We start from the raw sequence: 15,820 nt of genomic DNA on the forward strand, positions 1-15,820 counted from the left end.
GTCGGCGGGTCTGTCGCAAAACTGCGACAGAGATAACGCGCCGGCTGGGCTATGCTGAGCAAAGGCGGCCGTGTCAGTCCCGTGCGGCGCACTGCTCACCATGGCGCAGATTCGCAGCTATCAAGACTGGTACCGGGACGGTCCGCTCTCCACCGCTCCGCAACATCAGAGGACGCTGGTTCCGCAGGAGGACCGCGTCTTCCAGGCGGGGCCCGTGCAACTGATCAACGTGTCCCCTCCGGCCGGTGCGGTGATGGAGCCGCCGGTACCGGAGTACGCTTTGAATCTGCTGCTGCGGTCGGCTCCGCTGCTGCGCGTGGGGTTCAACCGGAGGCCGAGGTGGCTGGCTGTGTCGCCCGGGTCGATGGTGCTGACGCCGCCGGACACATATTGTGAATTCGTGGCGGACGCCCCGGCTCACGTGCTGGCGGTGACGATGCACAAGGCCGTCGTGGAGGAGTTCGCGGAGGCTTCGGGCCGGCGGGTGCTGGTCCGGCAGGAAGAGGCATTCCGCGATCCGCGGGTGTCGGACCTGGTGATGAAACTATGGATGGCGTTGTCGGAGGATGCGCCGGGTCACCTGTTGTACGCGGATCAGACGCTGCGGGAGTTGTTGATGGCCCTGGCGGCGCGAGGAGGGGAGCGGGGGCCGTCGCGTCATGGCCGCGAACAACTGGCGAATCATACGGTGCGCCGGTTGCAGGATTACGTGGAGAGCAGCCTGGCCGAGGAGTTGGACGTGCCCGTGCTGGCGCAAGTGGCGGGCTTGAGTCCGGCTCACTTCGCGAGGGCATTCGCGGCCACGGTGGGCATGACACCATTCCGCTATGTGATGGCGCGGCGGCTGGCGCATGCCCGGGAGATGCTGCAGAGAACGCGGCGCTCGGCACTGGACATCGCGCTGGATGCGGGCTTCAAGACGCCCAGCCATTTCACGGCGCGGTTCCGGCAGGAGTTCGGAGTGACGCCGAGGGAGATGCGTGGAGACGGGCGACTGGTCCGCGGCCTGGAGCTATAGCTCGAGCTTACCGGCGGACCGCCTTCACCAGCAGATCCCCATCGCGGATGGTCATGATGGAGGCGTCTTCAAAGCGGATGCGGACGCCGCTGGCGCCGGCGGGCCGGAAGGCGCGATCGCCGACGTAGTGAATTGGACGGGCGTCCGTGCCCTTGCGCTGGAAGGAGAGCTGCTTCCCCTTCTGAAGGATGGCAACGCGGTCGTCCGGTCCGGCGCCGAAGGCGTAGTCGCCGACCAGTTTCGACAACTCCTCTTCACTGATAGGCTCCGCGGCGGCGCCGCCGGCATCTCCCAGCTGCTGCAGATAGTGAAAGACAGCTTCGCTGTTCGTTCCGCCTGCCTTGGCGTGGGCCAGCAGGCTGATGCCGTGCGGGCCGGTGGTCCGTTGAACGCCGGGCCTTGCGGCGACCATGGCTTTCACGACCTCCAGGTGGCCGAGCATGGCCGCGGAGAACAGCGTTGGGAAAGCGCCGTGGGTGAGCAGGAGTTCCGCGATCTCGCGATTGCCGACGTGAGAGGCTGCGCCCAGGGCGGTCTCCCAGTCGCCGAAGCCCCAGTCCCAGGCGGCATTGGCGAGTACGGGCCGGACGGCTAGCAGTTCCTTGACCCGGGCCACGTTGCCATGCGAGACGCCGACCATCTCTTTCGCGAGGGCGGCAGGGTGGGCCGGAAAGCTGGTGGGGATCGTCGATTCGACGGCGTCGGCGGCCAGCGCGGCAGCCGGGACGCCGGCGAGAAAACTTCGTCGTGAGGCGGCAGGAAGTGCTCGATTCATAGTGGAGATTGTGCGGCCCGCGGGCCGGCTGCGTGGCTGAGAAAAAGATGAAACGGAAAAGGCGCGCAAGATCAGTGGGTTGGCCTCGAGGCCCGGTTGGGGTTAACGCTGGAGTTTGGCAAGAAACTCACGCGTGGCGCGCCTGGCGATGGCCGACTGTGTCTGGAGGGCGCTGGAGAAATCGGGGTTGTCCACGCGGGTCACCCACAAGTGCGCCTGATCCGGCATGCGGATGAGGTGCAGGAGGACGCGGCCCTGACCGGCCTGCCGCTGGACCTGCCCGAGCACCACCAGCCCGGCCTGCAGTTCGGTGGAGATCCGGACCAGGTCCTGAAAGCCGCGCGGCTGCCGTAGGATGGGAGCGTTGCCGATCACCGCGAGCACGCCGGGCGCGGCGGTGGTCAGCTCAGCGGTCAGGGCATCGGAGAGTCCTTCGGTGAAGTGGTCGAGCGTGGGGTCTCCGCTTTGATTCTGGAAGCGGGCGACCGCGATGCGAACGGGCTTTGGCGGTATGCGGGACCAGGCGTACCAGCCGGCCGCGGCCAGTGCGCCGGCGCCCAGAACGGGGATGAGGGCACGGCGCGAGGGGACTGGAGGCTTCGGCAGCGCCTGCAGGCTGGTGACGGGACCGATGAACTGGTAGCCGCGTTTGGGGATGGTCCTGATGTAAACGGGGGCCTCGGCGGAGTCTCCGAGGGCACTGCGGATCTGGGCGATGCAGAAGTTGAGCCCGCTTTCGAAGTCGACATGGGTGCCTGCGCCCCAGACGGCCTGCCGCAAGGTTTCCCGGGAAACGACCTCACCCGGTTGGGCCAGCAGCGCGGCCAGCACTTGCGATGGCTGCGCCTGCAGGCGGACCAACTCTCCTTCGCGTCGCAGTTCGCGCGTCGGAGAATCGAACTCAAACGGACCGAAGCTGAGCCGGGGGGTCGGCAAGCGAGATCACCAGAGGACACCGGCGCAGTCTAGCCAGCCGATCGCGCCGTTGCTCTCCACGACTCGGCTGCCTTCTCGGGCGGCGCGTTGAGTTGATTCGTGAAGCTGGCGTTATCGAACATCGAGACGATCTTCTTGATCTTGCCCTCGACGATCCGCGCGACCGCCACGCCGTGAATTGTGACGAAGTTGTCTGTCGGCGGGAGGCCGCTAAATACGCCTTTGTGCGTGCCGCTGGCTGTCCACATCAGGCAGACCCGCTCGCCTTCCCCGAACACATCGTCGATGTCGAAATGGATGTCTGGAAACCCTGCGATAAAGGAATCGACCAGTTGCTGGTAGGCGGCGGGCCCGACCGTGGGCTGGTCGACTCCAGGCATGTAATGTTCATAGTCCGGCGCAAGAAGTTGACTGCCTATTGACTTGTTTCGCGCGTTCCAGCATTCGTCAATGAAGCGGGCCAGGATTTCAGGGTTGGAGGCCATGGAGTCAAATCATAGCCGAGTTCTTTGACTTTCGCGAGCAGTTTATTGCGTGGCTTTCACTTGCCGTCCCTGCCCGGAAATGACCGCAGCAGTTCCACCAGATCCTGCCGGCCGGCCTTCTCGGCAAGCTTTGCGGGCGTATGGCCGAAAGCATTGGGACTATCCACATGGATGCCGGCGCCTGCGTCCAGCAGCAGGCGGACTGTTTCCAGGTCCGGATCATTCGCAACGGCCAGGTGAAGTACGGTGGAACCATTGCGATTCTTCACGGCCACGCTGGCGCCGCGCTGCAACAGCAGGGCGACCACTGGCCCGGCTGACGCTGATGCGGCGTACATCAACGGAGTCAGCTGGCTCCTTCCGGCCACGGCATCGACGGGGGCGCCAAGCTCCAGCAGGCGGCGGCACAGCTCCACGTGGCCGCCTTTGGCCGCACCCGCCAGAGCCTTTGCCAACGCATCGGGACCCGGCTCCTCCTGCAGCAAGCGCAGCATGGCTGCTTCATCGCCCAATAAAGCGGCTCCGTCGACTCTTGTGTGCAGGCGTGCTCGAAACACCTCATCAATGGCTGAGTCGCCCAGCGGGTAGTCCAGCGCCTCCCAGGGCGATCCGGCCTCCAGCAGCGCGGCCACCACATGGACGAAGTCGCCCTCGGGATGCCGCTTTTCGACCAGGCAGTCGTGCAGAGCGTAGCCGAGCGGTGTGGCGTGATAGGCGGGATCCTCGATGTCCACGGGGTGCCCGCGCTCCAGCAGCAGGTCGACCAGGTCTGCGCTGCCGGCCCAGGCCGCGTTGTGCAGGGGCGTGTAGCCGTGGCTGCGCTCGGGGTGAGCGAGTGGAAACCCGACATCCAGCATCAGCCGGACTGCCTCGACATTCAAGTTGGTCTCCCAACAATAGCGGGCCACCAATTCGTGTTCCTCGGGCGCCAGCGAAGCCACCAGGCCGGGATGAGCCGCGGCGAGCGCTTCCGCTTCACTCCGGCGGCCGAGCAGGCAGGAGACGATCAGGCGAATGGATAAACCGCTGCGCTCATAGAGGAGATCGAACAGCGCCGGATGCCCTTTCATCAGTGCGATTTGATGGGGATAGGAGTTGAAGGCAAGGGTCCACTGATAGATCGTGCCGCCACGGCCCTGGCCCAATGGAGGGAAGGCCGGCGGGCGCCCGATGCGCTGAGCCACGCAGCCTGGGTCGGCCTTGAGCAGGGATTCAGCCAGGGTCCGGTCACCCAGGGCCGCAGCCAGAAAGATGTCGGGCGAGGCTCCTTGCGCCAGGAGAAATCTCGCAACCTCGGGCGCATCGCCGATCAACCACTGTGCCGGGGTCGACGAATGATCCTCGTCGCGGGCATCGATGCGGGCTCCGCGCGAGAGCAGCAACTGAGCCGTCTCCACGGTGCGCGCGAAGTGCAGCGGTGTGCAACTATCCATGCCCTTGGCGTCAATGAGCGCCGGAGTTGCGTCCAGCATCTGCGCCAGCGGTTCCAGCAAACCAAGGCCTGCCGCCGCATGGACCGTCAAGCGAGCCCCGCGTTCGACCAGGAGCCGGCCGACGGACGAGTCGGTTCGGAGTGTACCCATTCCGCCGGCCCACCACTGGGAGACGGGCTCCAACTGCGCGCCCAGGCTCAACAGCCGCTCGGCCGTGGCAACACTGCGCGCGGCTAGCAGGACCGGACACCGCCGCGGGGCATTCAGAAGCCCGGGATGCGCTGCCAGCAGCGCTTCCACCTTGGGCAGGTCGTCGGCCGACAATGCCCGTTCGAGTTGATGGAGAGGTGATTCAGGCATGATGAATGGTTGTGGCCGGTCTTCCCAGAACGCCGCTTCTGCGAGAGTAGCACCGGAGACCGAGTCACATCATCGCACGGTGTCCGGCCGCTGGGCGTTCCGCAAATAGTTGCCACTCCCAACGGTAGGACGGCATCCGACACAATGTGGCCGCGCCCTGCGGAGCGGCGTGCCGCGAATGTAGTTCCATGCCCGATTGGAGATGGAAATGAGCCCGATCCCCAAGACATTCAGCATCGGCGGCGATATGCAGGTCAACCGCCTTGGATTTGGTGCAATGCGCATCGTTGGTCCCGGAGTGTGGGGCGAACCAGCCGATCCTGCTGAGGCGAAGCGCGTGTTGCGGCGCGCTGTCGAACTCGGCGTGAACTTCATCGACACAGCCGACAGTTACGGCCCGGCGGTCAGCGAGCGTCTGATTGGAGAGGCGCTGGCGCCGTATGCCCAGGGGGTCGTGGTGGCCACCAAAGCCGGCTTCACCCGCCAGGGGCCCAATCAGTGGCTGGCGGTCGGGCGGCCCGAGTACCTGCAGCAACAGGTGGAGATGAGCCTGCGATTCCTGCGAACCGATGTGATCGAACTTTGGCAGTTGCACCGCATCGACCCGAAGGTGCCGGTGGAAGAGTCGCTGGAGGTGATCGTCAAACTCCAGAAGCAGGGCAAGATCCGGCATATCGGCCTGAGCGAAGTGAAGGTGCCTGAGATTGAGCAGGCGCGCAAGGTGGCCGAGATTGTCAGTGTCCAAAATCTGTATAACGTAGGCAGCCGGCAGCACGAGGACGTCGTGCAGTACTGTCAGGCGAATAACATCGCCTTCATCCCGTGGTATCCGGTGGCGGCCGGCAAACTGGCCCAGCCGGGCGGGAAGCTGGACGAAGTGTCGAAACGCCATGGGGCCACGGTGGCGCAACTCTCGGTGGCCTGGCTGCTGCATCGTAGTCCCGTGATGCTGCCGATTCCCGGCACCTCCTCGGTCGCGCACCTGGAGGAGAACCTCAAGGCCGCGGACATCCAACTCTCAGCGGAGGAGATGAAGGAGATCGAGGACGCTGTGAGCTGAGGGACCGGTGTTGTCGCGCAGCTCTCAATCCTCTCCGCGGAAGCGATGAATTGCACGGCGGTCTCGCTTGGAGGGCTTTCCATCCCGCATGGCCTCAAAGTGCGGCATGGTCTTGCGTTCCTCCGCCACCTTCTGGCGCAGGGCGCGGCTCTCGTCCGTCTCGCGGTAGAGAGTCTGCGCCACAGCCGCCGGACCACGCATTTCGCTCAACAGCAGGACCTCCACCTGGAAGTCGCCGCCTTCATTGGTCACTTTGAGCAGGTCGCCCGCTTTCACTTCGCGCGCGGCCTTCGCCGTTTGTCCATTGGAGAGGATGCGGCCCAGCTCACAGGCTTTCGATGCCAAGGCACGCGTCTTGAAGAATCGGGCGGCCCACAGCCATTTGTCCATTCTCACGCCGGTCATGCTCCTATTTTCGTATGAAGGGCACGGCTGGGGAGAGGAGGCTCGCCCGCCTCAGTCCTCACGCAGTACGGTGAGAGGATCCACCCCGAGCGCACGGCGGACCGGTGTCAGCAGGGCCGCCAGCATGGCCAGGCCGAGTACGGCAGCCACTGCGGCCAGGACCCTTGGATCGCCGGGATGCACGTCGTAGAGAAATCCCTGCAGGACTCGGCTGGCGGCGGCCGCACCCAGCGCGCCCAACAGCAGGCCCGCCACGGCTAAGGAGCCCGCCTCCCGCAGCACCAGGCTCGCCACTGATCCCGGCCCGGCGCCAAGCGCCATGCGCACTCCAATCTCGGCGGAGCGGCCGGCGACCATCGCGCTCACCGTGCCAAACAGCCCGATGGCGGCCAGGATCAGAGCCAGCACGCTGAACGAGCCCAACAGGAACGCGTTCAACTTGCGGCCCGCGATGTTGCGATCCACCAGTTGATCCATGGTCATGACATCGGCCGCGGGCTGGTCTGCATCGATCTCCCGCAAGACTTGGCGGAGCGAGGCGGCCAGCGGGGCCGGGTCGTTCGTGGCCCGGACCACCAGCACATTGAGACGAGCGGTCGAGTTCTTCTGCGCCGCTTCGTCCATCTGCTCATTGAGTGTGTAAATCGTCTCCTCCGGCGGGCGGTCGGCCCGCAACTGCCGGACGTCGCCCACCACGCCGACCACCGTAAACCAGTCATCGCCTCCGGTCTCGTCCAGGCGGATCCGGCGGCCCACGGCTCCGCCCTGCGGCCAATAGCGGCGCGAAATAGATTCGCTGACGACCGCCACCCTTTCCGTCTCGGCCCGGTCGCCCTGGGTGAAGTAGCGGCCCGCACGCAAGGGAATGCCCATGGCACGCAGGTAGTCGCCGCTGACCTTGCCAAGTCCGCAGTGCTGCCGGGGCTGGACGGGCCGGCCCTCAATGTCGAAATCCGTTCCGGACATCAGGGTGCCCAGCGGAATCGCATCGACAGTCCCAAGGATGTGAACTCCCGGCAACTGGGCCGCCTTGGCAAGAAGGTCTCGCCGGAAGGCAAGAATTCGCGCCGCCGAGCCGTACTTCTGCTTGGGCAGCGTGACGCGCATGGTGAGCACGCGTTCCCGGTCGAAGCCGAAGTTCACGCTCGAGACGCGGCGGAAGCTTTCTGCCAGCAGGCCGCCCGTGGTCAGCAGCACCAGCGCCAGTCCCATCTCGGCCACCACCAACCCGCGCGCCAGGCGGCTGCGCGGCGCAATCGTGCGGGCGCTCTGCCGCAAGGCGTGTTCGATGGAGACGCGGCTGGCGTGGAACGCCGGGGCGAGCCCGAAGAGCAATCCGCAGGCGAGGGAGCAGGTGGCGGAAAAGGCCAGGACGGCCGGATTCAGCCGGATCTCCGCCATGTGCGGCAAGGACCGCGGCAGCAGGGCCTGCATCAGGGGTAGGCAGATCCAGGCCACCACCAGGCCGGCGGCGCCCCCCAGGAGTCCAAGCAGCGCCGATTCCGTGAGAACCTGACGCAGCAGGCGGCGGCCCGAGACGCCCAATGCCTGCCGGATGGCAAACTCACGGCGGCGCGCTGCTCCGCGCACCAGCAGCAGGTTCGCCACATTGACACAGGCGATGAGCAGCACAAGGCACGCGCCGGCCATCAGCAGCGCCAAAGCCGGCCGCACTTCCCGAGCCTGGCGAGTTTCGGAAAGAGGCGTGACCCAGGCGCCATAGCCCGAATTCTCTTTTGGATACGCTGCCGCCAACCGGGCAACGATGGCTTCCATCTCGGCCTGCGCCTGGCCCAGCGGCAGGCCGGGCCGTCTCCGGCCGACAACGCCCAGGGCATGGCTTCCCCGCTGAATCCGCTGTTCCGCCGTCAGGTTCAGGGAAAGCCACAGCGGCGGCTGATAGACAACCGGCCAGCCAGGCGGAAACGCGAAGCCTTTCGGCATGACACCCACCACCGCGAAGGGTTCACCGTCGACGGCGATGGACCGGCCCAGCACGCCAGGGTCTCCGCCGAAGTGCGTCTGCCAATAGCCATAACTCAGCACGGCCGAGCGGCTCCCTTCCGCCCGATCATCCAACTCACCAAGGCCGCGGCCCAGCGCAGGCTCAACGCCCAGCAAGGGGAAGAGGTTGGCGGAGACACGGGCCAGGCTCACCTCCTCCGGCTCACCACCGCCTGTCAGGCTGGCCAGATGCTGGATGCGGTAGGCGCCCAGGCCGGTGAAGACGTGATTCGCAGCGCTCCAGTCCGCGAAGTTGGCCCAGGTCGTCCCGCCGGTCTGCCACCCGTTCTGCAGGTTCTTCACGCTCACATCGGCAAGCGCGGAAGGTTCGGCATAGTTCATCGGCGCGAACCAGGCCGAATACAGCACGCTGAAGACGCTGGTGTTCACACCGATGCCCAGGGCCATGGTGAGCAGGACCACCGTGGCGAAACCGGGATTGGACCGCAGCGAACGCGCGGCGTAGCGCAGATCCTGCCCAATGGATTCAAGAAACGGGAGGCCACGCTGATCGTGATATGCCTCTTTGATCTGAGCCTGTCCGCCTAACGCCAGGCGCGCGGCGCGAGCCGCTTCCAGCGGAGCCATACCCTGCGCTTCGTATTCGTCGGCGAGCATCGCCAGATGCGCGGAGAGTTCCTCGTCGAGTTCGGTGAGTTCCGGGCGCCTGCCGAATGCGCCGCGCAGGCGTTGCCACCACTCGTGCCTGATGCTCATGCGCCAGCCTCCAGCACACGCCGCATCAAGGCCACGGTGCGCTGCCACTCGCGCTCCTCGTGCTCGAGGTGTTTCTGGCCGGCCTCCGTCAGCGCATAGAACTTCGCACGCCGGTTGTTCTCGCTGATGGCCCAACGGCTGTCGATCCAGCCGCGCTGCTCCAGGCGGAGCAGGGCCGGATAGATGGTCCCCTGGTTCAGGAAGAGCGAACCTTCGGCCGCCTGCTCAATCCGCCGGGCGATTCCAAAACCATGCAGCGGCCCCATGGTCTGCAGGGTCTTCATGACCAGAAGATCCAAGGTGCCGTAGGGCACTTCCGAGCGCTGGGCGTCCATGGGCGGCTCCTGTTGGCTATTCATGTTGTCTATCAACAGAAGAATAGTCCCAGTTAGGATTTCCGGCAAGCCCTAATTCCAGAACGGCTGGTCGACCGGCTGTAACGCTGAATCAATACTCGCGTGGTATTCTTTCGCCCATGCGCCGCCGCACCTTCCTATCCGCACTGAGTTTCGCACTGGCCGATTCATTGGCAGGCCAGGAGACTCCGAAATTCGCAGCGAACCCTTTCCAGCTGGGCGTCGCCTCGGGCGATCCCGCACCCGACGGCGCTGTGCTGTGGACCCGCCTCATGGGCGAAAACCTCAGAGCTCCGATACCTGTGAGCTGGGTTGTGGCCTCTGACGAGAAGTGCTCGAAGATCGTGAAGAAGGGCGTCGCCACAGCGGCGCCGGACCTGGCCCACTCGGTCCATGTCGAAGTCAGCGGACTCGCGCCGAACCGCCCTTACTGGTATCGCTTTACCGCCGGCAAAGAGGAGTCGCCCATCGGCCGCACGCGCACGTCGCCCGCTGCTGCAGCCGGGATCGACCATCTGCGCTTTGCCTTCGCCTCGTGCCAACACTACGAGACAGGCCTCTACACCGCGTACGACCACATGGTCCAGGAGGACTTGGACCTCATCGTATTCCTGGGCGACTACATTTACGAGAACGGCCCCAGCGACGGCCGGGTGCGGCGTCACAACGGTCCGGAGATCATGACCCTGGCCGACTACCGCAACCGCTACACGCTCTACCGCGGCGATGAGAAACTGCAGCGGGCCCACGCCCACGCGCCCTGGATCGTCACCTGGGACGATCACGAAGTGGACAACGACTATGCCAACGATCACCAGGAGCACGGCATGGACCGCGCCACCTTCATGGAACGCCGCGCGGCCGCCTACCAGGCCTACTACGAACATATGCCGCTGCGCATCGGCCAGAAGCACCACGGCACCGCGCTGCAGCTCTACCGCCGCCTGTCCTACGGCAACCTGGCGGAATTCCACGTCCTGGACACCCGTCAGTTCCGCGATCCGCAACCGTGCGGAGGTTCCGGCACACGGGTGGTCTGCGCGGAATCGCAGGATCCGAAGCGCACCATTCTCGGAGCCGCGCAAACCAAGTGGCTGCTCGACGGGCTGGACCAGTCCAAGGCGCGCTGGAATGTCCTCGCCAACCAGGTGATCTTCGCTCCGGCGGACTTCAAGGTCGGCCCGGAGATCGGGTTCTCCATGGACAAGTGGAGCGGCTATGAAGCGTCCCGCAATACGGTGATGGATTTCCTGTCGAAGCGGAAGCCGCAGAATCCCGTCGTCATCACAGGCGACGTCCATTCCAACTGGGCTTTTGACCTGAGGAAGAACTGGCAGGATCCCCAATCGGAAGCGCTGGGCGTGGAGTTCGTAGGCACCTCCATCACCTCCTCCGGCGACGGCATGGACGCTCGTCCGGACACTCCAAAGCAACTGGCCGAGAACCCGCACCTGCGCTTCTTCAACGCGCAGCGCGGCTATGTGAAGTGCACGGTGACGCCGAAGGAATGGCAAACGGAATACCGCGTGATGCCGTTCGTCACCAAACCGGGCGCGCCCATTTCGACCCGCGCGAAGTTCGTGGTCGAGGACGGCCGGAAAGTGCTGCAGCAGGCCTAGGGCGAAGAGAGCGAGGCGGCCTTGCCTGACAGTGCCGGCGAGGCCGCCCAGGCTGCTACTGTGGCTTGGCCGCCAAAGGGGCGAAGTCCAGGAAGCCCGTCACCGTATGCAGGCGCCCATCCGAGATGGCCGCGAAATCGACGCCGCCCGCGATGGCCGTGTCGCCCGCCGGTCTCAATTCCCAGGTGAATCGGGCGCGGTCGTTATGTTCATCCACCTGGCCCGCGCGGTGGAACTGGCAGCCGTCAAATTGCCGCTGGATGCCCTCCACCATGGCATTGATGCCGTCGTGGCCCTGCGCCCGGATCAGCGGATCCACATAGGTCGCATCTTCTGTCCAGGTGCTCGCGATCAGCGTCCGGCGCGCGTCGGCGTCGGTCTCGTTCCAGATCGCAAAATAGCGGTCAATCAGTTCAGTGAGGTGGTTCATGACCGCAGTTTGCGGTGCTTCCGGCGGTTTCTCAATTACCTCACAGGTAATGGAGCCGGACGCCGCGGTTCGCTATCTTGGGCCTATGGAGCACACTGCCCCAGTGGGCGCACTACTCCGCGAATGGCGCCAGCGACGCCGCATGAGCCAGCTCGGCCTGGCCTGCGAAGCCGAGATTTCCAGCCGGCACCTGAGCTTCATTGAGACGGGCCGCTCGCAGCCCAGCCGCGGCATGATCCTGCAACTCGCCGATCACCTGAGGATCCCACCCAGGGAGAAGAACGCCCTGCTGGCGGCGGGCGGTTTTGCTTCGGTCTATCCTGAACGGAGCCTGGATGACCCGGCCCTGGCCGCCGGGCTCCAGGCAGTGCAGTTGGTCCTGCGCGGACACGAGCCTTATCCCGCCCTAGCCGTCGATCGTCATTGGAACCTCAAAGCCGCGAATCGGGCACTCGCCCCACTGCTGGAAGGGATCGATCCGTCATTACTGCAGCCGCCCGTCAACGTGCTGCGCCTGAGCCTGCACCCCGCGGGCCTGGCTCCGCGTATCGGCAATGCGGCCGAATGGAAAGCTCACATCCTGCACCGATTGCTGGAGCAGATTGACGCCACAGCCGACGAAGTCCTCATGGCCCTCTATAAGGAACTGAGCAACTACCCGCTGCCCCCGGGCGCCGGCCGCCGAACACCTGCGCATGAGCAGTACTCCGGAGTCGCCGTCCCCCTCCGACTCGAAACCATCCACGGCCCCGTCTCCCTCATCAGTACGACCATGGTCTTCGGCACACCGCTGGACATCACGCTCTCTGAACTGGCCATCGAGAGCTTCTTCCCGGCCGATGAAGCCTCCGCCGCCATCCTTCGCACGCTGACGGATCCGGCGGGGTAGCACGAGGCGATCTTCCCCTCCAGCCGGATTGCTAATTCTGTCTCAACCGAGAAAGAATGAGGCATGCAGATCCGGTCCTCCTGTGTAATGCCGTCGTTTGCCCGCGTCCCCTCGACTCTGCCAGGGAGGATCACGAGCCGGTTGGACCGCCCCCATCGCGGATCTGCAACCTGCCGGCGCATCCTGCTCGCTGTCGTACTAGCGGCCGCCGGCGCCTTCGCCCAGGACACGTCCAAGTCCGGCAAACCGCAGCCAGCAGCGCAGGAGCCCAGCGCCGCGGGCGGTGAACAGCTCTCCGACAAACAGGTGGCGGCGCTGCCCCTGAACAAGCGCGACTTCAGCCAGTTGCTGCTGCTCGCCGCCGGCACGCAGACCGACACCAACGGCGCCGCGAACTTCACCCAGCAGTTCACCATCAACGGCCAGCGCGGCAGTGCCACTGTGTTCGCCATGGACGGCATCGACACAACGGATCCCGAGATGGGCGGTGCGACCTTCTCCAACTTCAATGTCGATGCGATCCGGGAGATCAAGTCGAGCGCTGGCGTGTTGCCGGCCGAGATCGGCCACGGCGCGGCCGGCTTCACTGAGGTCGTCTCCAAGTCCGGTACGAACGACCTGCACGGCAGCCTGTTCGAGTTCCTGCGCAACGCCGCGCTGGATGCCCGCAATTTCTTCGACCGCCGCAATGTCGCACAGCCCGGCCGCATCCCACCCTTCGTCCGCAACGAGTTCGGCTTCACCAACGGCGGACCGCTGGTGATTCCTGGTCTTTACGACGGCCGCAACCGGACCTACTATTTCGGCCAGTACCAGGGCTTCCGCCAGGTGCTGGGCACCACCCAGATGCTGCCCGTGCCCACCGTGGACGAGCGCGCCGGCCTCAACACCACCGCCTTCCCGGGCGATGTCCTGTACGTGCCGGTCGATCCGCAGATCGCCAAAGTGCTCGCCCGCTATCCGCTGCCCAACGATCCCCAGGGACCCTACGGCGCCCGCACCTATGCCACCTCGTCGAAGGTACGCACCGTCACAGACCAGTTCTCCGTCAGGCTGGACCACAAGCTCTCCGGCAAGGCCCAGCTCTTCGGCCGTTTCAACCTGAACGACGTGGACGGCCCGCAGACCAACCCGGCGCAGCTCGCCATCGATCCCTCGTTCGGGGTGCGCTTCTTTGACCACCAGCGCAACGCCGGCATCTCCTACATCCGGACGCACTCGCCGAACCTCATTCTGGAGACGTACCTGGGCTTTGTGCGTTCGACCCCGAACTTCCCGACATCGAACAGCACGCAACCGGCGCTCGCGTTTGGCGACGGTCTGTACGAGGGCTTCAACTCGGCGGCGGGTTCGACCATCGGCTCGTACGGCAACCTCTTCCAGCTGCGCCAGAACGTCGCATGGACCCGCGGGAAACATGCCTGGAAAGCCGGCGGCGAGGTCCGTGTCAACCGCGACACGACAGTCTTCGGCCTGTCGCCCAATGGCACTTACATGTTCGGCGGCGGCACCGCCTATGCACCGGTTGCCATCCGTTCCCGCAGCGGCGGGCACGACATCTCAGCGGGTGATCCATTGCCCGACTCCCTCACCGGCCTCCTCACCGCCACGCCGTTCTCGTACACCATCACCGCCGCCCCGGCGCTCTTCGGCCAGGGCCAGCGCATGGGTGTCGCCGCCATCCACCGCCAGGCCTACAACTTCTTCCTGCAGGATCGCTGGACGATCTCATCGCGTGTCGCCATCAGCTACGGCCTCCGCTATGAAGTAAATTCCACCGTCACAGAGGGCAAGCAACAGGTCACCGGCTTCATTACCGAGAATGCGGCTGGAGTGAAGATCCACTCGATGAATCTCGGCGCCCGCGGGCGGCTGATCGTTCGTCCCGAACCCTACTATCCGATCGACTGGACCGGCTGGGGCCCGCGCCTGGCCATCGACTGGAACCTTGACTCCAAAACGGTGTTCCGCGCAGGCGGGTCCATCACCTCGCAGCTGATGAACCTCTGGCAGTTGAACATGGTCACAGCCAATCTGCCCATCGTAGTTGCCCCCTACGCCACGGCCGAGCCCGGCCGGCCGCTTCCCTTCCAGAACGCCGTCACCCACGTCACCCTGCCCGACGCCTATTCCGTCTCCGGACAGAAGATCTTCGCCTCAGGACGCTCCACCGAAGTCACCCCCAACACGGAGATGGACGTCCTGCGCTTCGAACGCGACCTAGCGGCGCTGAGCCCGGACGGCCAGGTGCGCGCGCTCAGCGTGCAGGGTATGTCGCCCGATTTCCGCAACGGCTACATCGGCACCTGGACCGCCGGCCTGGAACGGAAGATTCACGACATCGCCGCCAGCCTGGGCTATGTCGCCACCACCGGCATCCGCCTCGGCTGCATCGAAAGCCCTAACGGCTATCCGGGCGCCACACCCGGCTTCGCACCCTTCACTCAATTCGATTCGCAGGGCCGTGCCCAGGGCGGCTTTGGTCCCGTCTGGGCCGTCAGCAGCCACTCCCACTCCACTTATCACTCGCTGCAGGCCGCCGCCTCCAAAACTTCGCTCCGCGCCGGACTCGGCTTCCAGGCCAGCTACACCTACAGCAAATCCATCGACGACACCAGCGCCGTGCTGGGCGGCTTCCTGGGCGGCTCCTCGGGTACACAACTGCAGACTTCGCCGCAGAATCCCCGCAACCGCGCCGCCGAGAAGGGGCCCTCCACCTTCGACATCGCCCACGCGTTCACACTCAGCGCCATCCAGGAATTGCCCCTCACCCGCCTGCTGCCGGCCCTGCCCCGCCGCGCCACCGGCGGCTGGCAATTCCTCGGCATGACCAGCCACATGAGCGGCGCGCCGTTCAGCGTCTACTCCGGCATCCAGCAGACCGGCGTGGGCTCCAACAATGCCGACCGTCCCGACGCCGTGGGTACGCCTGTGTTCTCTACCAATCGCCCGGTCAAGGAAGACTACTTCGGCCTGGGCGAAAAGAACACCTCCTACTTCTCGATTCCCATCAATGTGCCCGGAGGCTCAGGCCCCAACCAGGGCCGCTTCGGCACCCTGGGCCGCAACACCTTCCGCGGACCCGCCTTCCACAACTTCGATTTCTCCCTCATCAAGAACACGCCCATCGGCCCCAGGGGCAATGCGGAGCGGATCGCGCTGCAACTCCGTTTCGAAGTCTTCAACGCCTTCAACATTACGAACTTCAGCCTGCCATCGAACCTGGTTCTGGGCCCTGGTTTCGGAGTCATCAGCCGCACCGCCGGCTCCTCCCGCCAGATCCAGGCCTCGATCAAGATCGTCTACTAAGAACCCGGGCCGCGCGGCCTATCT

12 protein-coding genes and 1 pseudogene are annotated in these 15,820 nt (G+C 65.3%); 5 read left to right on the plus strand and 8 right to left on the minus strand.

Annotated elements, in window-relative coordinates:
* The first annotated feature begins 70 nt into the window (after nt 1-70).
* Nucleotides 71-1,018, plus strand: a complete 948-nt coding sequence (locus tag ACR9Y2_RS01785; RefSeq protein WP_435039307.1) for a helix-turn-helix domain-containing protein — start codon at nt 71-73, stop codon at nt 1,016-1,018.
* Nucleotides 1,019-1,310: 292 nt separating this feature from the next.
* Here ACR9Y2_RS01785 and ACR9Y2_RS01790 read toward each other — a convergent pair.
* From ACR9Y2_RS01790 to ACR9Y2_RS01805, 4 genes and pseudogenes are all read right to left on the minus strand, one after another.
* Nucleotides 1,311-1,658 (minus strand): annotated as a pseudogene (locus ACR9Y2_RS01790) (ankyrin repeat domain-containing protein); the annotation flags it as partial.
* Between the two features lie 237 nt (nt 1,659-1,895).
* Nucleotides 1,896-2,729, minus strand: coding sequence for a winged helix-turn-helix domain-containing protein (locus tag ACR9Y2_RS01795; RefSeq protein WP_435039308.1), 834 nt, complete (start codon nt 2,727-2,729; stop codon nt 1,896-1,898).
* Nucleotides 2,730-2,758: 29 nt separating this feature from the next.
* Nucleotides 2,759-3,214, minus strand: a complete 456-nt coding sequence (locus ACR9Y2_RS01800) for an ester cyclase (RefSeq protein WP_435039309.1) — start codon at nt 3,212-3,214, stop codon at nt 2,759-2,761.
* A 56-nt stretch (nt 3,215-3,270) separates the two neighbouring features.
* Nucleotides 3,271-5,007: an ankyrin repeat domain-containing protein gene (locus ACR9Y2_RS01805; protein WP_435039310.1), complete on the minus strand. Its 1,737-nt coding sequence runs from the start codon at nt 5,005-5,007 to the stop codon at nt 3,271-3,273.
* A gap of 208 nt (nt 5,008-5,215) precedes the next feature.
* Between ACR9Y2_RS01805 and ACR9Y2_RS01810 the strand changes: the two genes are divergently transcribed.
* Nucleotides 5,216-6,067, plus strand: coding sequence for an aldo/keto reductase (locus tag ACR9Y2_RS01810; RefSeq protein WP_435039311.1), 852 nt, complete (start codon nt 5,216-5,218; stop codon nt 6,065-6,067).
* Between the two features lie 24 nt (nt 6,068-6,091).
* On the opposite strand, the gene ACR9Y2_RS01815 is transcribed toward ACR9Y2_RS01810, so the two are convergent.
* From ACR9Y2_RS01815 to ACR9Y2_RS01825, 3 genes are read right to left on the minus strand one after another with little or no spacing between them, the layout of a single operon-like run.
* Complete coding sequence (locus tag ACR9Y2_RS01815; protein WP_435039312.1) at nt 6,092-6,472, minus strand: RNA-binding S4 domain-containing protein; 381 nt, start codon at nt 6,470-6,472, stop codon at nt 6,092-6,094.
* 51 nt (nt 6,473-6,523) lie between these two features.
* Nucleotides 6,524-9,193 (minus strand): ADOP family duplicated permease, encoded by a 2,670-nt coding sequence (locus tag ACR9Y2_RS01820; protein WP_435039313.1) that lies wholly within the window; start codon nt 9,191-9,193, stop codon nt 6,524-6,526.
* Complete coding sequence (locus ACR9Y2_RS01825; protein WP_435039314.1) at nt 9,190-9,552, minus strand: PadR family transcriptional regulator; 363 nt, start codon at nt 9,550-9,552, stop codon at nt 9,190-9,192. Before ACR9Y2_RS01825 ends, ACR9Y2_RS01820 begins: the two co-directional genes overlap by 4 nt.
* Before the next feature lie 116 nt (nt 9,553-9,668).
* On the opposite strand from ACR9Y2_RS01825, the gene ACR9Y2_RS01830 reads away from it, so the two are divergent.
* Nucleotides 9,669-11,168, plus strand: a complete 1,500-nt coding sequence (locus ACR9Y2_RS01830; RefSeq protein WP_435039315.1) for an alkaline phosphatase D family protein — start codon at nt 9,669-9,671, stop codon at nt 11,166-11,168.
* A gap of 55 nt (nt 11,169-11,223) precedes the next feature.
* Here the strand turns inward: ACR9Y2_RS01830 and ACR9Y2_RS01835 are convergent, their stop codons facing one another.
* A complete protein-coding gene (locus ACR9Y2_RS01835; protein ID WP_435039316.1) occupies nt 11,224-11,598 on the minus strand; it encodes a nuclear transport factor 2 family protein in 375 nt (124 codons plus the stop codon).
* A gap of 85 nt (nt 11,599-11,683) precedes the next feature.
* Here ACR9Y2_RS01835 and ACR9Y2_RS01840 point away from each other — a divergent pair, with 85 nt between their 5' ends.
* On the plus strand, nt 11,684-12,487 hold the full coding sequence (locus ACR9Y2_RS01840) for a helix-turn-helix domain-containing protein (protein ID WP_435044811.1): 804 nt from the start codon (nt 11,684-11,686) through the stop codon (nt 12,485-12,487).
* 63 nt (nt 12,488-12,550) lie between these two features.
* Complete coding sequence (locus ACR9Y2_RS01845; protein WP_435039317.1) at nt 12,551-15,796, plus strand: hypothetical protein; 3,246 nt, start codon at nt 12,551-12,553, stop codon at nt 15,794-15,796.
* Nucleotides 15,797-15,820: the final 24 nt, after the last annotated feature.

Source organism: Paludibaculum fermentans, from assembly GCF_051172195.1.
GTDB lineage: Bacteria > Acidobacteriota > Terriglobia > Bryobacterales > Bryobacteraceae > Paludibaculum > Paludibaculum fermentans_A.

Excerpts from the sequence above, each read along its gene's own strand:
- ACR9Y2_RS01845 (WP_435039317.1), top strand. The coding sequence starts at position 12,551 with ATGCAGATCCGGTCCTCCTGTGTAATGCCGTCGTTTGCCCGCGTCCCC.
- ACR9Y2_RS01820 (WP_435039313.1), bottom strand. The coding sequence starts at position 9,193 with ATGAGCATCAGGCACGAGTGGTGGCAACGCCTGCGCGGCGCATTCGGC.
- ACR9Y2_RS01805 (WP_435039310.1), bottom strand. The coding sequence starts at position 5,007 with ATGCCTGAATCACCTCTCCATCAACTCGAACGGGCATTGTCGGCCGAC.
- ACR9Y2_RS01825 (WP_435039314.1), bottom strand. The coding sequence starts at position 9,552 with ATGAATAGCCAACAGGAGCCGCCCATGGACGCCCAGCGCTCGGAAGTG.
- ACR9Y2_RS01840 (WP_435044811.1), top strand. The coding sequence starts at position 11,684 with ATGGAGCACACTGCCCCAGTGGGCGCACTACTCCGCGAATGGCGCCAG.
- ACR9Y2_RS01800 (WP_435039309.1), bottom strand. The coding sequence starts at position 3,214 with ATGGCCTCCAACCCTGAAATCCTGGCCCGCTTCATTGACGAATGCTGG.
- ACR9Y2_RS01815 (WP_435039312.1), bottom strand. The coding sequence starts at position 6,472 with ATGACCGGCGTGAGAATGGACAAATGGCTGTGGGCCGCCCGATTCTTC.
- ACR9Y2_RS01810 (WP_435039311.1), top strand. The coding sequence starts at position 5,216 with ATGAGCCCGATCCCCAAGACATTCAGCATCGGCGGCGATATGCAGGTC.
- ACR9Y2_RS01835 (WP_435039316.1), bottom strand. The coding sequence starts at position 11,598 with ATGAACCACCTCACTGAACTGATTGACCGCTATTTTGCGATCTGGAAC.
- ACR9Y2_RS01830 (WP_435039315.1), top strand. The coding sequence starts at position 9,669 with ATGCGCCGCCGCACCTTCCTATCCGCACTGAGTTTCGCACTGGCCGAT.